The organism is Pseudomonas chlororaphis (assembly GCA_001023535.1).
In the GTDB taxonomy this organism is placed as follows: Bacteria; Pseudomonadota; Gammaproteobacteria; order Pseudomonadales; family Pseudomonadaceae; genus Aquipseudomonas; species Aquipseudomonas chlororaphis_E.
The window spans coordinates 4054626-4075418 of record CP011020.1 but is presented as its reverse complement, the minus strand read 5'-3'; the positions used below and the strand labels follow the sequence as shown (position 1 = coordinate 4075418).

The 20793-nt window shown below is 64.4% G+C and carries 10 protein-coding genes; 4 read left to right on the top strand and 6 right to left on the bottom strand.

Annotated features, from left to right (window positions below; all coding sequences use genetic code 11):
* Positions 1–26: 26 nt before the first annotated feature.
* From VM99_17840 to VM99_17830, 3 genes are all read right to left on the bottom strand, one after another.
* A complete protein-coding gene (locus tag VM99_17840) occupies positions 27–1955 on the bottom strand; it encodes a nitrous-oxide reductase (GenBank protein AKJ99839.1) in 1929 nt (642 codons plus the stop codon).
* 54 nt (positions 1956–2009) lie between these two features.
* A complete protein-coding gene (locus tag VM99_17835; protein ID AKK01789.1) occupies positions 2010–4160 on the bottom strand; it encodes a ferredoxin in 2151 nt (716 codons plus the stop codon).
* A 176-nt stretch (positions 4161–4336) separates the two neighbouring features.
* Entirely contained in the window at positions 4337–5800 is a 1464-nt protein-coding gene (locus tag VM99_17830) for a hypothetical protein (protein ID AKJ99838.1), read from the bottom strand.
* A gap of 206 nt (positions 5801–6006) precedes the next feature.
* On the opposite strand from VM99_17830, the gene VM99_17825 reads away from it, so the two are divergent.
* The gene (locus VM99_17825) at positions 6007–8673 is read left to right on the top strand and encodes an excinuclease ABC subunit A (GenBank protein ID AKJ99837.1); all 2667 of its coding nucleotides are present in this window, start codon (positions 6007–6009) and stop codon (positions 8671–8673) included.
* A gap of 459 nt (positions 8674–9132) precedes the next feature.
* Here the strand turns inward: VM99_17825 and VM99_17820 are convergent, their stop codons facing one another.
* The 3 genes from VM99_17820 to VM99_17810 all read right to left on the bottom strand — a co-directional run bounded on the left by VM99_17820 (position 9133) and on the right by VM99_17810 (position 12430).
* Positions 9133–10521, bottom strand: coding sequence for a coproporphyrinogen III oxidase (locus tag VM99_17820; protein AKJ99836.1), 1389 nt, complete (start codon positions 10519–10521; stop codon positions 9133–9135).
* Entirely contained in the window at positions 10518–11891 is a 1374-nt protein-coding gene (locus VM99_17815; GenBank protein ID AKJ99835.1) for a coproporphyrinogen III oxidase, read from the bottom strand. The genes VM99_17820 and VM99_17815 overlap by 4 nt, the downstream gene beginning before the upstream one ends.
* A gap of 95 nt (positions 11892–11986) precedes the next feature.
* Positions 11987–12430, bottom strand: coding sequence for a membrane protein (locus tag VM99_17810; protein AKJ99834.1), 444 nt, complete (start codon positions 12428–12430; stop codon positions 11987–11989).
* A 409-nt stretch (positions 12431–12839) separates the two neighbouring features.
* Here VM99_17810 and VM99_17805 point away from each other — a divergent pair, with 409 nt between their 5' ends.
* The 3 genes from VM99_17805 (at position 12840) to VM99_17795 (ending at position 20772) form a co-directional block, all read left to right on the top strand.
* Positions 12840–18452: a mannuronan epimerase gene (locus VM99_17805; protein ID AKJ99833.1), complete on the top strand. Its 5613-nt coding sequence runs from the start codon at positions 12840–12842 to the stop codon at positions 18450–18452.
* A 275-nt stretch (positions 18453–18727) separates the two neighbouring features.
* Positions 18728–19660: a hydroxyproline-2-epimerase gene (locus VM99_17800; GenBank protein AKJ99832.1), complete on the top strand. Its 933-nt coding sequence runs from the start codon at positions 18728–18730 to the stop codon at positions 19658–19660.
* Positions 19657–20772, top strand: a complete 1116-nt coding sequence (locus VM99_17795) for a D-amino acid oxidase (GenBank protein ID AKJ99831.1) — start codon at positions 19657–19659, stop codon at positions 20770–20772. Before VM99_17800 ends, VM99_17795 begins: the two co-directional genes overlap by 4 nt.
* Positions 20773–20793: the final 21 nt, after the last annotated feature.

Below are 20793 nucleotides of genomic sequence, written 5' to 3'. Positions count from 1 at the left end.
TGGGCCTGTCTCCTCGTTCGGCCGACTCAGGCTTTTTCAACCAGCATGCGACCGACCATCTCCATGTGCAGGGCGTGACAGAACCAGCTGCAGTAGTACCAGTGCAGGCCGGCCTTGTCGGCGGTGAAGGTGATGGAGGACGTCTGCTGCGGGCTGATTTCCATGCTCACGCCGTGGTTGGTCATGACAAAGCCGTGGGACACGTCCTCGATCTGGTCGATGTTGGTGATGGTGACCGTCACTTCGTTGCCCTGCTTGACGGTGAATTCGGTCAAGCCGTAGGCCGGCGCCATCGACGTCATGTACACCCGCACCTGGTTGCCATCGCGGATGACCTTGTTGTCGGTCTCCAGGTTGATACCGTCCTTTTTCGCCAGTGCCACCGTCTCGGCGAAGAACGGGTCGTTGCGGTTCCAGATTTTCTGGGTCTTGATCTGGTCGCGCCGGGCGAGGATGCAATCGTGGGGTTCGGCGAAGGCCGGGCCGTCGTGCACCAGCTTCATTTCTTCGCCGGAGATGTCGATCAACTGGTCGTTCTCCGGGTGCAGCGGCCCGGTAGGCAGGAAGCGGTCCTTGGAGAACTTGCACAGCACCACCAGCCACTTGCCGTCCGCCTCGCTGGTCTCGGTCAGGGACGCATGGTTGTGCCCGGGTTGGTACTGTACGTCGAGTTTCTGCTTGATGTAGTTGACCTTCTCGCCCTTGTAAGCGCGGATGGCTTCGTCCATGTTCCACTTCACCACCTGGCTGTCGATGAACAAGGTGGTGTAGGCGTTGCCACGCCCGTCGAAGGTGGTGTGCAGCGGCCCCAGGCCCAGTTCCGGCTCGGCGACGATCACTTCCCGAGGGTCTTTGTAGCGGCCTTCGAACAGGTCATCCAGGCGGTCGATGGCAATCATCGAGACAGTCGGCGACAGCTTGCCGTTGGCGATGAAGTACTTGCCATCGGACGAGGTGTTGCAGCCGTGGGGGTTCTTCGGCACCGGGATGTAGCGAGTGAATTCAGAGTCCTTGCCGTCGGTCTTGCGACCATCGACCACCGGCACCTTGGAGCCATCCAGGGTGATGAACTTGCCGGCCTTGATCGCCGCTTCGATCCGCGGGATGTTGAACACCACCACCCAGTCGCGCTCGTTGCGCATCATGCCGCCCAGGTCATAGGCCTTCTCGGAGTTGTAGCAGGTGCTGGCGGCGTATTTGCCGGTGTAGTCGGCATCGGAGTTATCCAGGTTGCCGTCGACGATCACCTGGAACGCCATTTCCATTTTCTCGGCATCGATGGCGTTGAACATCGTGAAGCTGTTCTTGTCCTGCAGGTCGAAGGTATGGCCATCGTTGGGATGCGGGATCACGAACTCGGCGTTGGCGAACACGTACTTGGTGTAGGGCACCTTTTGCAGGCGCAGGCCGTGGATCGCCTGCACGTTGGGCACGGTGAGGATCTTGTCGCACTTCATGATGTCCAGGCGAATGCGCGCGATCCGGGAGTTGGCCTTGTCGTTGATGAACAGGTACTTGCCGTCGTACTTGCCGTCGGTCATGGAGATGTGCGGGTGGTGGCAGTCACCGTTCTTGTACTTGGCGCTCTCCCCCAGGATGCGCTTGCTTTCGTTGGTCAGGCCCCAACCGGTGGCCGAGTCGACGTTGAACACCGGGATGCGCATCAGCTCGCGCATCGACGGCACGCCCAGCACCCGCACTTCGCCTTGGTGACCGCCGCTCCAGAAGCCATAGTATTCGTCCAGTTCGCCGGGGCCGACATGGACCTTGGACTTGGCCTCCTTGGCTTCCTTGGCGGCCGCCGCCCATGACTCCCGGGTGAAGGTGCCGGCGCCCAGCGCCGTGGCACCGGCCAGCACGGCGCCGGTGACCGCACCGGTGCCGAGAAAACTGCGCCGGCTCACGCCCCGCGGTTCTTCCACCACGTCCGGCGTGGCGTTTTTCTTGTCGCTCATGCTGTGTGCTCCATCAAGAATGAAAGGGTCAGGGGGCGGGTTTTTCCAGGTGCCTCAAGGCGCCGGGGTCACCTGCACCACGGGAATCAATTGGGGGTCGGCCACCGCGGCCTTGCCGCGTTTCTTGCGCTTGTTGATCAACGGCGGGCATTTGTTTTCGTTGTGCCAGGTCATCTGGCAATCGAGGCAGTAGTGGCACTCGTTGGCGTTGATGCGACCGTCGGGATGAATCGCCTGGATCTCGCATTCCTTGGCGCACAACTGGCAGGGGTTGCCGCACTCCTTGCGGCGCTTGAGCCAGTCGAACAGGCGCAGGCGTGTCGGCATCGCCAGGGCCGCGCCCAGCGGGCAGACATAACGGCAATAGACTTTGCGCGTGAACAGGTTGACCACCAGCAGGCCCAGGGCATACGCCACGAACCACCACTGGCGGTCGAACCGCAGGGTGACGGCGGTCTTGAACGGCTCGACTTCGGCCAGGCGTTCAGCGGTGGCCATCGACTCCAGCGAAACGCCGAACAGCACCAGCAAAATGATGTACTTGAGCGCCCACAACCGTTCGTGGACCGCGAATGGCAGTTCGTACTGGGGCACCTTGAATTTGCGCGCCAGCTCGTTGATCAACTCCTGCAACGCACCGAACGGGCACAGCCAGCCGCAGAACACCCCACGCCCCCAGAGCAGGATGCTGGCGGCGGTGAACACCCAGAGGATGAAGATCAGCGGGTCGGTGAGGAACAGCTCCCAGCGGAAGCCTTCGAACAGGGCATGGACGAAGGTCAGCACGTTGACCACCGACAATTGGGCCAGGGCGAAGCCGCCGAGAAACACCACGGTGAACACCAGGTAGCCGCGGCGCACCCAATGCAGCAGGGTCGGCCGCCGGGCCAGGGCGTCCTGGAAGAACAGGATGACGGTCAGCACCAGCAACGCCGCCCCCAGCAGGCTGATCTCCAGACTTTTCTGGTACCACAGCGTCAGCCACATCGGCCGGCTGGCCTCCTGCGCCGCAGCCAGTTGTTCGGCGCTGGGCAACGGCCGTTCCAGGTAGGCTTCGGGCAGTTGATAGGCCAGCTCGAAGCTGCTGAACGTACCGCTGACCGGCCCGGTCTGGCGGCGCACCAGCAACTCCAGGCTCCAGGGCGCGCCGGGGTCGAAGCGATGGGTGGCGCGGATGATGAAAATCGCCATTTCATCGAAGGCCGGCATGTCGTCGGCGGCGACATCGTCCAGGCGCTGGAAGTCCAGGTCGCGGAAGCTGATGGTATCGCCGAACTGGCGCAGCACCACCCGATCGAAAATCCCGCCGCGCACATAACCCGACCCTTTGAACGAGTAGCGCCCGCTGCCCATGACCGCGATGGCCTGCTCGCCCGGCTTGAGTTCGCTCATCAGCGTGCGGTATGGGCCCTCGCCCAAGAGGTTGCGGCCGATGGTGGGCGGGTTGAGGTGGGTCACGTACAAGTCGATGAAGGTGTCGTCGGCCTGCTCGGCGCTGGCGACTTCCACCTGCTCGGCCTCGGTGCCCTTGAACGAGGCGTCGACCTGGCCCCGCGTCAGGTGCAGGCGACGCACCGCGCCGCTGCCGGTCAGCGTCGCCCAGTCGGCGGGTTCGAAGTTGTCCTCACGCACGCGGGCCGGTGCCACCGTCAACCCGGCGTTGCCCTTGACCAACCCCAGGGCAACCGCGACATCGTGGGCGGCGCGCATGATCACCTCGTTGACCACCATCGCCGTCACGGTGGCGCCGGCAATGGCATCCACCGTCACCGCATTCGGGTCACTGGAGTGCCCCACCACCACTCGCTGGCTGACCTTGACGCCGCTGTAACGCGCGCTGAAGGCGTGGAGTTTTTCTTCGGCGATGCCGATCAACAGGATCGGCTCATGGTGTTCGAGCACGTAAGCGTCGAGGATCACACCGGCCGGGTCGAGGATGACCTGCACGTTGATTGGCTTGCCCGAATAGGCCGGGATGTCCACCACGTCGAGGCTTTGGAACACGTAGCCCACGACCTTGCCCGCCGCCGACAGCGTGCGCACCTTGTAGGGGCCTTCAGGCTCGGAGATCGCGTCGCTCTGGCCCAGCACATGGTGGATGCGCTGCTGCTGGATGTCCCCGTAGTCCTTGGCCTGGGCGAGGCCCGCGAACAACAGCAGGAAAACCAACAGGCCACCCAGCCAGTGGCGGAACAGGTGCAGCATCGCAAAGGAAGGGGTCATGGACGCCAGGGCTTAAGACAGGATCTTGGCGAACATCCTAGGGGCCAACCTTTTTTTGGCCCTTGATTGAAATCAACTTGCTACAAAAGCGCTGTCGGAAGCCTGCGTGCGAAGCCCCCCAGTGCACCAGGCCCATCCCCTACAGCGAGCAAGCCCCCTCAATGCAACCCATAGGCATAAATCCCCAGGTCATTGTTGTCGTACCAATTGCCCTTGGCCCAGAACACTCGATCCTGGCCCGGCTGGAAACCCAGCACCCCCAGGTAGCCGTCCACATTCAGCTTGTGCCAGGAACCGCCCCAGTCCGTGGAGTAAAACACCCCGTCCGCGGAAATGCTGGCGTCCGACCACCAGTAGAGCCAACGCGGTGGGTGATGCTCGCTGCTGGTGTTGATCAGCAAGGTGTTTTGCCCGACCCAAAAGCCATCGCCGCGCAAGCGGCTGTCCGAGGCCAGGGGCGCAAACACGCTGGGCAACTCGCCCGTGGGGCGCCAGTTCAGTGTGCCGGTGTCCAACTCGGCTAGGACGTCCTGGCCCTGATGCCCCTGGTCGATCAGGCCAAACACCCGCCCGGCCTCGTTCTGCGCCAGTGCATCGATAAACAGGTTGTCGTCACGCTGCCTGGCCACCATCTGCCACTTCCCGGCCTGGCGTTGCAACTCGGCCCGCGTCGTGACATTGACCGCGACGTTGTCGCTTTTGCCATCCGGATGACTGCCCCAAAAACGTTGGGACAACCAGATGAACGCGCGCTGCCCATCGACCTGAATGACGTGACCACGGATTTCGCCCCGATCCTCCGAGTCGGTGTGCCACTGCACGATGTCAGGTCGCTGGTCATGGGCGTACTGGGCGGTCACCAGCAGCGATTCGGCGGTGACGATCGGGGTGCTGGTTGCGCCGCGATCGGCCGAATAGAACACGCCGGTAGCGATGCCACCGGGCACCTCTGCGTCCATCGCGCTCAACGAGCCCCAGGCCCACACTTCATCCGATCCGTGAAAATAAGGATCGAGGCTCCAGGCCACCTGATCGGCCTCGGCGAAGAAGCCTTGCTTCAACCCTGTCCACTGCTTGCCCTGGTCATCGCTGCGCAGGACAACCGTCTGCCGCGGACCGTCAGTGGTCCACGCGTCGGGTCGGTCCAGGCCGGTGAGCAGGAACAGGCTGGCGCCATCGGGACTGGCGACCAGGCACGCGGCGCCGCTGACATGGGCTACCAGTTGGAACTGCCCCTGGGCGTCGAGCCGTGAGATGAATGAGATTTCTGTCTCCCGCGCCAAGAAAACGCTGAAGGCGCTAGCGTCCTGCGCGGCCTCGGTCTCCTTCGGTTTGCCGTAGACCACGGTGTCCAGGTTCACGACCTCGGCCGCAGGCTCCAACATTTGCGCATCGCCTTCCAGGCGCCCGACCAGCCAGGTGCCTTTCGGGGTCGCGACCACGCCCGTGCAATACTGGCTCATCGCCCGCTGGCGGGTGTCTTTCACGGCGCCCACGTCTTGCCGGCCTGGGCTGTCGCCGCCCCAATCCAGCTTGGCGCTGGTGATCGTCCACATGTACCACAGCGCCGCGGCGGCCAGCAGGGCAACAAACAGTTGAGTCAGAAGCTTCGATCGAGGCATGGGAGGTCCGTATCCTGGGAAAACTGAAAATGCTTTTCTCATCTCCCGGGGCCCGAGTAAATTTTTATCGCACGAGAACGGTTGAACCCGGTCGCATTATTGTCAGGGCTGTGACTCAGGTTGCATTCTTCAGCCGATCCATCACGCCACGTCACAAAAGCCCCGAAAGCCACGACGCCTCAAGCAGACGCACACAAGGAAATTCCATGCCCTCCCGCTCCGGCCCCGCCTCCCCCTCGTCCTTGCCCGAAAGCGCCGGTTGTGTCCGGGTGCGCGGCGCCCGCGAACACAACCTCAAGAACGTCGACGTCGACATTCCACGCGATGCCCTGGTGGTGTTCACCGGTGTGTCGGGCTCCGGTAAATCGTCGCTGGCCTTCTCCACGCTCTACGCCGAGGCCCAGCGCCGCTACTTCGAATCCGTCGCGCCGTATGCGCGGCGCCTGATCGACCAGGTGGGCGTGCCGGACGTGGACAGCATCGAAGGCCTGCCACCGGCCGTGGCCCTGCAACAACAGCGCGGCACGCCCAGCGCCCGTTCTTCGGTAGGCAGCGTCACCACCCTGTCGAGCCTGATCCGCATGCTCTATTCCCGTGCCGGCAGCTACCCGGCCGATCAACCGATGCTCTATGCCGAGGACTTCTCCCCCAACACGCCCCAGGGTGCCTGCCCGGAGTGCCATGGCCTGGGCCGGGTCTATGAGGTGACGGAAGCGTCCATGGTGCCGGACCCTTCGCTGACCATCCGCGAGCGGGCCGTGGCCGCCTGGCCCATGGCCTGGCAGGGGCAGAACCTGCGCGACATCCTCGTCACGCTGGGCTATGACGTCGATGTGCCCTGGCGGGACCTGCCGAAAAAGCAACGCGACTGGATTCTCTTCACCGAAGAAACCCCCACGGTCCCGGTGTACGCCGGGCTCACCCCGGCCCAGACCCGCGCCGCCCTCAAACGCAAGCTCGAACCCAGCTACCAGGGCACCTTCAGCGGCGCCCGGCGCTACCTGCTGCACACCTTCATGCATTCGCAAAGCGCGCAGATGCGCAAACGCGTGGCCCAATACATGCGCGCCAGCCCCTGCCCCATGTGCGAAGGCAAGCGCCTCAAGCGCCAGGCGCTGACGGTGTCCTTTGCCGGCCGAGACATCGCCGAACTGTCGCACCTGCCATTGCTGGAACTGGCCGAGGTGCTCAAGGGCGTCCTGGCCCCCGACTACCTCGAACAAGCCGAAGAACCGGGCGCGGTGCTCACCCATCAGCAGACCCGGGCCGCCCGCGAGCAACGCGCCGCCCGGGGCGATAACCCGCACGCCGGAGGACCGGACGCACGACACACCCACAACCTGTCCCTGGAAAAACGCCTGGCGGCCCAGCGCATCGCCGCCGAGTTGCTGGAGCGGATCGTCACGCTCATCGACCTGGGCCTCGGCTACCTGGCCCTGGAACGCAGCACGCCGACGCTGTCCTCCGGCGAGCTGCAACGCCTGCGCCTGGCAACCCAGCTCAATTCCCAGCTGTTCGGGGTGATCTACGTGCTCGACGAGCCTTCCGCGGGCTTGCACCCGGCCGACAGCGAGGCGCTGTTCGATGCCCTGCAACGGCTCAAGGCCGCCGGCAACTCGGTGTTTGTGGTCGAGCACGACCTGGACACCATGCGCCGCGCCGACTGGCTCATCGACGTCGGCCCCGACGCCGGCGAACAAGGCGGCAACATCCTCTACAGCGGCCCGCCCCAGGGGCTTGGGCAGGTGCAGGCCTCGCGGACCCGCGCCTACCTCTTTGCCGAAGACACCGCGAGCCCCCGTGCCCCTCGGCCACCCAAGGACTGGCTGCGCCTGGAGGGCATCACCCGCAATAATCTCGACAACCTGAGCGCCGCCTTTCCCTTGGGCTGCTTCACGGCGGTGACCGGCATCTCCGGCTCCGGCAAATCCAGCCTGGTGAGCCAGGCCCTGCTGGACCTGGTGGGCGCCCACCTGGGCCAGGCCAGCGCCAACGCCGAACCCGAGGAACAGAGCCTGGAGGACGAACCCGTGCAAACCAGCGGCGGGCATGTGACCGCCGGGCTCGAAGGGATCAAGCGGCTGGTTCAGGTAGACCAGAAACCCATCGGCCGTACGCCGCGCTCCAACCTCGCCACCTACACCGGGCTGTTCGATCACGTGCGCAAACTGTTCGCGGCCACGCAACAGGCCCAGGCGCTGGGGTTCGATGCCGGGCGGTTTTCCTTCAACGTCGCCAAGGGCCGCTGCGAGACCTGCGAGGGCGAAGGTTTCGTCAGCGTCGAATTGCTGTTCATGCCCAGCGTGTACGCCCCCTGCCCCACTTGCCACGGGGCGCGCTACAACCCGCAGACCCTGGAAGTCAGCTGGCAAGGCCTGGACATTTCCCAGGTGCTGCAACTGACCGTGAACCAGGCCCTCGACGTGTTCGCCGAACAAGCAGCGGCGCGGCGCACCTTGCAAGTGTTGCAGGACATCGGCCTGGGCTACTTGCGCCTGGGCCAGCCGGCCACGGAACTGTCCGGCGGCGAGGCGCAGCGCATCAAACTGGCGACGGAACTGCAACGCAAGGCCCGGGGCGCCACCTTGTACGTGCTGGACGAACCCACCAACGGCTTGCACCCCCAGGACGTGGACCGCTTGCTGGTGCAACTCAATCGTCTGGTGGATGAGGGCCACACGGTGGTCGTGGTGGAACACGACATGCGCGTCGTGGCGCAAAGCGACTGGGTCATCGATATCGGCCCCGGCGCCGGGACCCAGGGCGGGAACGTCGTGGTGTGCGGCACACCGGCCAAAGTCGCCCAATGCCAGGAAAGCCGCACCGCCCCATTCCTGGGCCGAGCCTTGCAACCCGGCACATCAACCCGGTGACCAGTTCCTCGCCACAGAAAGCTGGGCGTCACCCGTGGCGAGGGAGCTTGCTCCCGCTGGGCTGCGCAGCAGACCCAGAAGTGCTCGCCCCGCGCGCTATCTGATTGACTGCATCAAAACCCAAGGGGGCCGCTTCGCGACCCAGCGGGAGCAAGCTCCCTCGCCACGGAAAAGCGGGGGGCGGCAGGCTTTGAGGGGCGGACCGGGTTGGTCTGCTCCGCAAAATCCCCTAGCCACAGGTCCGTACCCTGCGTCACCCGTGGCGAGGGAGCTTGCTCCCGCTGGGCTGCGCAGCAGACCCAAAAGTGCTGGCCCCGCGCGCTATCTGAATGACTGCATCAAAATCCAAGGGGGCCGCTTCGCGGCCCAGCGGGAGCAAGCTCCCTCGCCACAGAAAAGCGGGGGTGGACCGGGTTGGTCTGCTCCGCACATGCTTGACCACAGGTCTGTGCCGCGCGATTACACCGTGCGCGAGTACTGGACCGTTCGATCCGCGCCCAGGTAGGCATCGAACGCCATGGCCACGTTGCGCATCATCAATTGCCCCTGGGGCAGCAGTATCAGGGCGTCGTGGTGGATTTCCAGCAAGCCGTCGCCGACCAGTTCCTGGAGCGCGGCCAGGGCCTCGGCGAAGTAGGTGTTGAAACAAATGCCGTGTGCCGCCTCGATCCGGGCGAAGGCGATGCGTCCGTGGCACATCAGTTCACTGATGATCTCGCGCCGCAGAAGGTCGTCAGCGCTCAGTCGGTAGCCCCTCTGCACCGCCAGCATGCCCTGGTCCAGGCGCGCGTAATACTGGGAGAGTTCCTTGACGTTCTGGTTGTAGCTATCCCCCACCTTGCCGATCGACGACACCCCCAGACCAATCAAGTCGCAATCGGCATGGGTGGAGTAACCCTGGAAGTTGCGCTGCAGCGAACCCCGGGCGCGGGCGAGTACCAGTTCGTCGTCCGGCAGGGCGAAATGGTCCATGCCGATGTAGACATACCCGGCCTCGGTCAAGCGGTTGATGGTCAACTCCAGCAATTGCAGCTTGCGCTCGGGCGGGGGCATGTCTTCAGGACGGATCATCCGCTGGGCACGCACCCGGCTGGGCAGATGAGCGTAGCTGTAGGCGGCGATACGGTCGGGGCGCAGGGCGATGATCTTGCTCAAGGTCACGTCGAAACTGGCGATGGTCTGCAACGGCAGGCCGTAGATCAGGTCGACGCTGACCGACTTGAAGCGTGCGGCTCGCGCCGCCTCTACCAGCTCGGCCACTTGTGCCTCGCTTTGCACCCGGTTGACCGCGACCTGCACCTGGGCGTCGAAGTCCTGCACGCCAAAGCTCAGCCGATTGAAGCCCAACTGCCGCAGGCCCAGGACCTGCCCGGCATCGATCGTACGGGGGTCGACTTCGATGGAGAACTCATGGGCATCGCTGTCGTCCATGTCGAACGATTGGTGCAGGCAGTCCATCAGGTCCGCCAGTTGCTCGTGGGTCAGGTACGTCGGCGTGCCCCCGCCCAGATGCAATTGGGTCAGCTTGCGCGAGCGATCGAACAGCGCGGCCTGGAGGGCAATTTCGCGCTTGAGGTAGGTCAGGTACTCGGCCGCGCGAGGGGTCTTGCGGGTGATGATCTTGTGGCAGGCGCAGTAATAGCAAAGGCTCTGGCAGAACGGGATATGGATATACACCGACAACGCCTTGGGCTGCGGCGCCTGGTTGCTGCGCTGGGCGGCCTGGCGGTATTCGTCCATGGCAAACGCCTGGTGAAACTGCGGGGCGGTTGGATAGGAGGTGTAGCGCGGCCCCGGGCGGTCGTATTTTTCCACCAGGGCACGATTGAAACCGGATACGGCGTTCATGAAGGATTCAACTTTTCCAGGGCGTGTAGGCCCGCGTCATTCGGATCCGGGTCGAACAGATTGCAGATCGCGTCCACATTCAGGCGCCCGGCAGGCAGGATGCCGATAAAACGGCTGGTCAGTTCGATCAATCCCTTGTCGTGCAACGCCTCCAGCAACGGCCAGATGGACGCGAAGTACTCGCGAAACACCAGGCCAAAACGTGTTTCGATGGCCGGGATATCCAGCTCCAGGTCGCAGGCCAGTTGCTCGGTCACGGTCGCCTTGACCTGATCCTGCGCCTCACAGCGCCAGCCGCGATACACCGGCAGTTGCCCGGCGTCCAACTGCTGGCAGTAATGCAACAGGTTGTCGGTGTTCTGCACGTACAGATGCTCGATCTGCGTGACCGCCGACAACCCGAACCCCACGTGATCGCAACAGCCATGGCGGGTGAACCCCAGGCAATTGCGATGCAGGCGTCCATGCTCCTGGGCCACCGCCAGGTCATCGTCGGCCCGCACGAACTGACCCAGGCCGATGTAGTGATAACCGGCGCCGATCAGTTGCTCGCAACAGATGCGGCGCATGGCGTCCTTATCGGCCGGGCTGCAATAGGCGCCGGCCACGCCGGTGCTTTTCGAGCGATAACGATACGGCGCGCGGCCATAGTCAAAGACGTGCAGCCGGTCCGGCTCCAGCTCGATCAGCGTCGCCAGCTTCAACGCAAAGCTTTGCGGCGTTTGCCAGGCATGGCCGTAACCGAGGTCAATGTTGATGGACCGAAAACCGAAGGTGCGCGCCGCATCGATCAGCGAATGGATCGGTGCCGGGTTCTGGTAGCAGTCGACGGACAGCTCGCTGTCGACGCCAATGTCGGGCACACCGATGCTGACATGGGTGAAACCCTGGTCACGGATCAGGCCCATGGTCGACCAGTCCGTGTGGTGCAAGTCCACCTCGATACTGTGGTCGCCGCTGTCGTACTCGCAAAAGTCAAAGCGCTTGCGCAGGTCGCCCATCAGCCGTTGCAGATGGGCGATGACCGGAGTACCGCCGGTCAGGCAGAACGCCTCGACCCGTCGTCCTGCGCCCAGATGGCAACCCACCAGCCCCATCTCGTACGTCAGGCGTTGCAGGTAGCCGTCGATTTCGCCGCAGCGACAGTCGTGGGCCAGGGGTGAACACGAGGCCAGGCGCAAGCGCGACGGCAGGTGCACGGCCAGAGACAGCGGCCGACGTTTCTGGCGGCTGTTGCGCAGCCCCCTGAGCAGGTCGAGCGAACCGATGCCGGCGTGGAATTTTCGTGTAGCGACCGGACAGTCGAAATCTGCCACCACTGGGGCACGTCCCGAGGGTCGCTCACCGAGGGTATTGAACAAATCGAACATGGCAATCTCCGAATGGCGGCGCGAGCACAGTGTCCGCTGTAACCCGGCCGGCCACCTTGACTTGTATCAAGCGCCTGGAAACCAAGGCGCCGCGCCTACCAGCCGATGTAGAACATGCCCTTGGCCAGCAGCACGATCGTCACCATGTGCAGGAACACGCTGGTGTGGATGATGTGCACGTAGCGGGCATTCATCCGCCCGCGCCGGAACAGCCACATCGCCCAGAGAAAATGCCCCAGCACGCTGCCGGCCAGCAGGATCTTCAAACCCAGCAGCAAGCCGAAGGACGACTGCAAGGGCGACATCAGCGCCGGCCAGTAGCGCAACCAGACCATCGCGGCCCCCGCGCCGAACAGCACCAGCAACACCCAGGGCATCAACTGCCGCGCGCGCCGGCTGATGCCCTGCTCCAGCAGAACCATGACCTTGACGGGCAGTTGCTTGCGAATGCTTTCGAGAAACAGCACTTCGAAAAACACCGTGCCGATGAACACCAGCGCGGCGAACAGGTGCAAGGTCAGAAACAGCGGATAACTCATGCGGCCCCTCGGATGCGCTCGATGGTTTATTGCAGGCTACCGCGTGGGACGTGGGGGGTGGTTGATGCCAATCAAGTAAACCGCAATCGCTGCGGTGCGCTTTGGGAGTGAGCAGGCTCGCTTAAATGCATTGGGACCGAACACTCAATCTGTGCTCACAACCGATCACCCTGTGGGAGCGGGCTTGCCCGCGAATGGGCCAGCAGCCACACCCCAAAATCACGCCCAAGCGTCAACAAAACGTTACACGTCGTTTTTCGAGTTCCGACCGTTGATCAGTTAGTCCAGGTTTTTGACACTTGCCCGATGCGCGGTCACAACTTTCGCGCTCCGTTGGGTCTTAACTCGGTGGTCGCCGATGGAATATTGGCTCCTAACGAGGTTTTTAGCCTGATACGGAGATAAGCTCATGATTTTCAACGTACAAAATTTTGGCGCCAAAGGAGATGGCATCACTGACGACACGGCGGCGATACAAAGTGCGATTGATGCGGCGGCCGCCGCCGGGGGTGGGCAGGTGTACATGCCCACCGGCACCTACATTGTCTCCGGCGGCGAGGAACCTTCCGACGGCTGCGTGATGCTCAAGAGCAATGTCTACCTGTACGGCGACGGCATGGGCGAGACCACCGTCAAGGTGGCCGACGGCTCCGACACCAAGATCACCGGGGTCATCCGCTCCGCCTATGGCGAGGAAACCCACGACTTCGGCGTCAGCAACCTCACCATCGACGGTAACCGCGACCACACCACCGGCAAGATCGACGGCTGGTTCAACGGCTACATTCCAGGCCAGGAAGGCTACGACTCCAACGTCACCCTCGACAGCGTCGAGATCAAGGATTGCTCCGGGTACGGTTTCGACCCCCACGAGCAGACCGTCAACATGGTCATCAAGAACAGCGTGTCCCACGGCAACGGCCTGGACGGCTTCGTTGCGGACTTCCTCAGCGACAGCACCTTCGAGAACAACGTCGCCTACGACAACGACCGCCACGGCTTCAACGTCGTCACCAGCACCCATGACTTCACCCTGACCAACAACGTCGCCTACAACAACGGCGGCAACGGCATCGTGGTGCAGCGCGGCAGCGAGAACATCCCCTCCCCGAGCAACATCACCATCACCGGGGGCGAGGTCTACGGCAATGGCGCCGAAGGCGTGCTGGTCAAACTGTCGAGCGATGTCAGCGTCAGCGGCGTCGACATCCACGACAATGCCAGCGCCGGGGTGCGCATCTACGGCAGCAACCACGTCGAGATCACCGACAACACGCTCAACAACAACTCCCTGGGCAGCCCGGTACCGGAAATCATCATCCAGTCCTACGACGACACCCAGGGTGTGTCCGGCAAATATTTCAACGGCAGCGACAACACCATCCAGGGCAACCTCATCAGCGGTAGCAATCAGTCGACCTACGGCGTTGCCGAGCGCAACGAAGACGGCACCGATCGCAACGCCATCATCGCCAACACCATCAGCCACACCAGCAAGGGGGCCACGCTGGTCTATGGCGATGGCAGCTACGTCAGCGCCACGGTTCCGATGACCACCGTACAAGGCACGGCGGGCAACGACACCTTGCAGGGCACCTCCGCCAGCGAGATTTTCTACGGCGGCGCGGGCAATGACATCATCAACGGCGCGGCCGGCAGCGACATCCTGGTGGGCGGTGCCGGCGTCGACAAGCTCACCGGCGGCACCGGCGCCGACACCTTCCGCTTCGTCGCCCAATCCGACAGCTACCGCAACGCGACCACCAGTTTCGACGACACCATCACCGACTTCGACGTCACCCAGGACAAGATCGACCTCGCCGGCCTTGGTTTCACCGGACTGGGCAACGGCCGTGGCGGCACCCTGCAGATCAGCTACAGCGCCAGTAACGACCGCACCTACATCAAGGACTTCGACGCCGACGCCAGTGGCAACCGCTTCGAGCTGATCCTGTCGGGCAACCTTGCCAGCACCCTGACCGCCAGCAATTTCATCTTCAACCGAGTCGTCACCGGCACCAGCGGCAGCGACTCGTTGTTGGGCAGCGAGTCAGCCGACACGCTGCTCGGCCTGGCCGGCAACGACAGCCTCAGCGGCGGCGCGGGTGACGACAAGCTCGACGGCGGCGCCGGCATGGACACCCTCACCGGCGGGGCCGGGGCCGACACCTTCGTGTTCTCCAATCGCCTGGACAGCTACCGCAACTACAACACCGGCGGGGCCAACCTGGGCGACCTGATCACCGACTTCAACGTGGCGGCCGACAAGATCGACCTGTCCGCCCTGGGGTTCACCGGCCTGGGCGATGGCAAGAACAACACCGTGTACCTGGTGCTCAACAGTGCCGGCACCAAGACCTACATCAAGTCTTTGACGGCCGATGCCGACGGCAACCGCTTCGAAGTGGCGCTGGACGGCAATTACCTCAACACGCTGACCAGCGCCAACTTCGTCTTTGCCAACGCGTCGCCGACCAACCAGGCTCCAGTGCTGGCCACGCCGCTGCTGGATCAGAGCGCCACCGAAAACACCGCGTTCAGCTACGTGGTGCCGGCCACCAGCTTCACCGACCCGGACAACGACAGCCTGAGCTACACCGCCAAGCTGGCCGATGGCAGCGCCCTGCCCAATTGGCTGACCTTCGACGCCGTCACCCGGACATTCAGCGGCACCCCCAGCGACACGGCGTCCGGTACCTACGCCATCCAGGTCACCGCGACCGATGGCAGCAACGCGGCGATCAGCGACACGTTCACCCTCGCCGTACAGGACGTGCCCGCCGCCCCGACGGTGATCAACGGCACACCGAACAACGACACCCTGACGGGCACCGCGGCCAACGAGCAACTGTTCGGCGGTGCGGGTAACGACACCCTCAACGGTGGCGCCGGCAACGACATCCTGGTGGGCGGCACCGGCGTCGACAAACTCACCGGCGGCGCCGGCGCCGATGTGTTCCGCTACACCTCCAAGCTCGACAGCTACCGCACCGGCTCTACCAGCGCCAGCGACCAGATCCTCGACTTCGATGTGGCGGCCGACAAGATCGACGTCTCGGCGCTTGGCTACACCGGCTTGGGCAACGGTCTGAACGGCACGCTGCAAGTGACCTACAGCGCCTCGACCAACCGCACCTACCTCAAGGACCTCACCGTCGACGCCAACGGCAACCGCTTCGAGGTGTCGTTGGCGGGCAACCTGGTGAGCAGCCTGACGGCCAGTCACTTTGTCTTCGCCGACCAGAACACGCCCAGCAACGTGGCGCCGGTGGTCACCATCGCGCTGCTCGACCAGAACGCCACGGAGAACTCGCCGTTCAGCTACACCGTGGCCCACGACAGCTTCACCGACGCCAACCAGGACCTGCTGACCTACACCGCGACCCTGGCCGACGGCAGCGCCCTGCCCACCTGGCTGCATTTCAATGCCAGCAGCCTGAGCTTCACCGGCACGCCGACCAACACCGCGTCCGGCACCTACAACGTCCTGGTCAAGGCCACCGATCCGTCCGGGGCTTCGGTCAGCGACAGCTTTGCCCTCGCCGTGGCCGACGCACCGGCCAGCACCATCACCGGCACCAACAACGCCGAAACCCTCAACGGCACGGCGGCCGCCGACCTGATCCTCGGCCTGGGCGGCAACGACACGATCAAGGCCGGCACCGGCGCCGACATCGTCGATGGTGGTGCCGGACGCGACTCGCTGTACGGTGGCGACGGGGCCGATACGTTCCGCTACACCAATGTGCTCGACAGCTACCGCGACTACGACACCGGCGGCGTCACGGCCACCGACACGATCTATGATTTCACCGTCGGGGTCGACAAGATCGACGTGTCGAGCCTGGGTTTCCTCGGCCTGGGCGATGGCAGCAACAGCACGCTGTACATGACCCTGAACGAGGCCGGCGACAAGACCTACGTCAAGTCCGCCGAGGCCGACGCCGATGGCAATCGCTTCGAAATCGCCCTCAACGGCAACTACCTCAACACCCTGACCGCCAGTGATTTCGTCTTCGGCGAACGCGCCCAGCAAGACATCCTGTACCTGCCGACTCTCGGCCAGTCCAACGCGCGGCTGCTGCGCATGACCGAGGACGACGACCAGTCCGGCACTTCGATGCTGGTCAAGGACCTGGACCGCTACACCTCCTACGACGTGCGCAGCCAGTTCACCGATGCCGATGGCAACGGGATCGACATTGCCGTCGGCGGCAGCACGGTCAACGGCCTCTCGACCCTCGGCGCCGAGGAACTGAAGCTGTGCTGGTGGCTGACCGACACCAACCAGCCCGGTCCTGCGCTGTTGCGTGCGGTCACCTTGCTACGCGACCAGCTCAGCGAACTGCAATCGATCGACAACGTCACCATGGGCATTATCTGGGGCCAAGGCGAGGAAGCCGCCCAGGAAATCGCCCGTGCCACGGACAAGACAGCGGCGGCAGCAGCGTACAAGGCCGCAACCTTGAAGGTGTTCGACTACCTGCACGCGCAATTGGGCAACTTCAACGTGTACCTGATGGAGACCGGTCACTACGAGCAGGACGCGGCCCGGGCCCGTGGCTATTCGGAAGACAAGATCGCGTCCATCGTCGACGGGGTCGGCTACGTGCGCGCCGTCCAGGAAGCCATCGCCACCGAACGCGCCGACGTCAAGCTGGCGGTGGACTACACCGACCTGCCCTTGCGTTATGAAGTCGATCCGCTGGTGTACCCCGATGACGTCTGGCACTTGCACGAGGAGTCGGCGGAAATCGTCGGCCAGCGCCTGGCCGACTACATCGCCGATGACCTGGGTTTCCACGGCAACCCCAACGACAACAACAGCGTGCAGGCCATCTTCGACGGCGCGCAGAACGAAGGCGGGATGATCTCCGGGACCGACCAGGCCGATACCCTGGTGGGCAGCTCGGGCAACGACACCCTGGACGGAGACCTGGGCGCCGACACCCTCACCGGCGGGGATGGCAACGACATCTACGTGGTCGACAACGCGTTCGACAGCGTGATCGAAACCAACACCTCGGCCTCGCAGATCGACACGGTGAAGGCCTCGGTCAGTTGGACCCTGGGCGCCAACCTCGAAAACCTGGTGCTCACCGGCGTCTCGGACATCGACGGCACCGGCAACGAGCGGCGCAACTTCATCACCGGCAACGCCGCCCATAACGTGCTCGACGGCGCGACCGGGGCCGACAGCATGAGCGGTGGCGATGGCAACGACACCTACTACGTCGACAACGCCAGCGACACCGTGATCGAAACCAACAGTGCCGCGTCCGGCGGGATCGACAGCGTGCACAGCAGCCTGGCGAGCTACACCCTGGGCAACAACGTCGAGAACCTCTACATCGACAGCGCGGCAGCCGCCAACGCTACCGGCAACGCTTTGGACAACACGCTGTTCGCCGGCGCCGGCAACAACGTGCTGGACGGGCGCGACGGCAATGACACGGTGTCGTACGAGCGCGCCCAGGCCGGCGTGACAGTCAACCTCTCGACCTCCGCGCAACAGGACACGCAGGGCTCCGGGCTCGACACCCTGAAGTTCATCGAGAACCTGACGGGCAGTGCCTACGCCGATACGCTGTCGGGCAACAGCGCCGGGAACATCCTCAACGGCGGTGCCGGCAACGACACCCTGGTGGGCGGTTCGGGCGACGATCGGCTGATCGGCGGCGCCGGCACCGACAACCTCACCGGCGGCACCGGCGCAGACACGTACGTCTTCGCCGCGCTGTCGGACATGGGCGTCGGGGCACTGCGCGATGTGATCAACGGCTTCAAGACGGCCGAGGGCGATCACCTGGACCTCACCGGCCTGGACGCCAACCCGCTGACGGCGACGATCGACGCCTTCACCTTCATCGGCAGCAACGCCTTCGACCCCACCAACGCCACCGGCCAACTGCGCTTTGCCGACGGCATCCTCTCCGGCAGCACCAACGCCGACGCCACTCCCGAGTTCGAGTTCGAACTTGTCGGCGTCAAGGAACTGCACGCCAGCGACTTCACCGCCTGAGTGAACCCAACCCTGTGGGAGCCCAGCTCCCACAGCGGCCCAGGCAATGCCCCCTGACAACCCACCACCCTCTTGCGAGAGCGAACTTGCTCGCGAAGACACCAGCCCATCCAAACTCCCCATCACCGACACCCCGCTTTCGCGGGCAAGCCCGCTCCCACCGTCCAAGTAGGTGCTGTGCCGATTTCGTCATCACTCATGAATAAATCCATCAAGCCGGAACCCACCCCCGCAGGCGACGCTTGTGTTCAATCCATTGAACGGACGCGGCCCTCATGAAACGCATCACCGTGATCGACTCCCACACCGGCGGCGAGCCAACGCGCCTGGTCACCGGCGGTTTTCCCGACCTGGGCCGGGGCAGCATGGCCGAGCGCCGGCAGCGCCTGGCCGAGCAGCACGATGCCTGGCGCAGCGCCTGTGTGCTGGAGCCGCGCGGCAGCGATGTGCTGGTGGGGGCGTTGTTGTGTGAACCGGTGGACCCGAACGCCTGTGCCGGGGTGATCTTCTTCAACAACAGCGGCTACCTGGGCATGTGCGGCCACGGCACCATCGGCCTGGTGGCGTCGCTGGCGCACCTGGGCAGGATCGGCCCCGGCGTGCACAGCATCGAGACCCCGGTGGGCACCGTCCAGGCCACGTTGCATGAAGATCGCTCGGTCAGCGTGCGCAACGTACCGGCCTACCGCTACCGCAAAGCGCTGCGCCTGGAAGTGCCCGGCATCGGCCCGGTGGTGGGTGACGTGGCCTGGGGCGGCAACTGGTTCTTCCTGATGGCCGACCACGGCCAGCGGGTGGCCAGCGACAACCTCGACGGGTTGACCGCCTACACCTATGCCGTCCAGCAGGCCCTGGACCAGCAAGGTTTCCGGGGCGAAGACGGCGGCCTGATCAATCACATCGAACTGTTCGCCGACGACCCTCGCGCCGACAGCCGCAACTTCGTGCTCTGCCCCGGCAAGGCCTATGACCGCTCCCCGTGCGGCACCGGTACCAGCGCCAAGCTGGCGTGCCTGGCGGCGGATGGAAAACTGCAACCGGGCCAGCTCTGGCGCCAGGCCAGCGTGATCGGCAGCGAGTTCGAAGGGTCTTATGAGCCCGCCGGCGAGCGCATCGTGCCGACCATTCGCGGCCGGGCGCACATCAGCGCCGAAAGCACGCTGATCATCGAGCCGGACGACCCGTTCGCCTGGGGCATCCGTTCGTGAGCGAACACCCGGTCGCCGACGTGATCGTCATCGGCGCCGGCATCATCGGCGCCGCCTGCGCGCGCTCATTGGCCCAGCGTGGCTTGCAGGTGCTGGTGCTGGACGCCGGCTGGCATGGCGCCACGGCGGCGGGCATGGGCCACCTGCTGGTGCTCGATGACAACCCAGCGGAACTGGCCCTCAGCCAATACTCCCTGCAACGTTGGCGCGAACTGGCCCCCGCCCTGCCCGCTGCCTGCGCCTGGCGCAACAACGGTACCCTGTGGCTAGCGGCCAATGCCGAGGAAATGGCGGTGGCCGACGGCAAGTACCTCAACCTGCTGGCCCACGGCGAGGCGTGCGAATTGATCGGCCGCACTGCACTGCGCCAGCGCGAGCCTGAATTGCGCGAAGGCTTGGAAGGCGGGTTGCTGATCAAAGGTGACGGGATCCTGTATGCGCCGGCCGCCGCGCGCTGGATGCTCGAAACCGCCAACATTCGCCAACAGCGCGCCCAGGTCAGCGAAGTCGATGGCCACCGCGTGCGCCTCGCCGACGGACGCTGGTTGAGCGCCGAAGCGGTGGTCCTCGCCAATGGCATCCAGGCCACGCAACTGTGCCCGGAACTGCCCATCGAGCCGAAGAAAGGCCACCTGCTGATCACCGATCGCTGCCCCAACCGCGTGTCCCACACGCTGGTGGAACTGGGCTACGTCACCAGCGCCCACACGGCCAGCGGCCCTTCGGTGGCGTGCAACATCCAGCCCCGGCCGACCGGCCAACTGTTCATCGGCGCCTCCCGGCAGTTCGGCACCGTCGACCCACAGGTCGAAGGCTGGATGCTGGCGAAGATGCTCAAGCGCGCCATCGACTATCTACCGGGGCTGGCCCAGCTCAACGGCATCCGCGCCTGGACCGGCTTTCGCGCCGCCAGCCCCGATGGCCTGCCACTGGTGGGCCAGCATCCGCAACGCAAGGGCCTGTGGCTGGCGGTCGGGCACGAAGGGTTGGGCGTAACGACCGCGCCCGCCACCGCCGACCTGTTGGTGGCACAGCTGTTCAACGAAACCTCGCCCCTGGCCCCGCAGGCCTACTTGCCGCAGCGATTCCTCGGCGAGCCTACCCATGTCTGAAGCACACGGGTACCTCAGAAT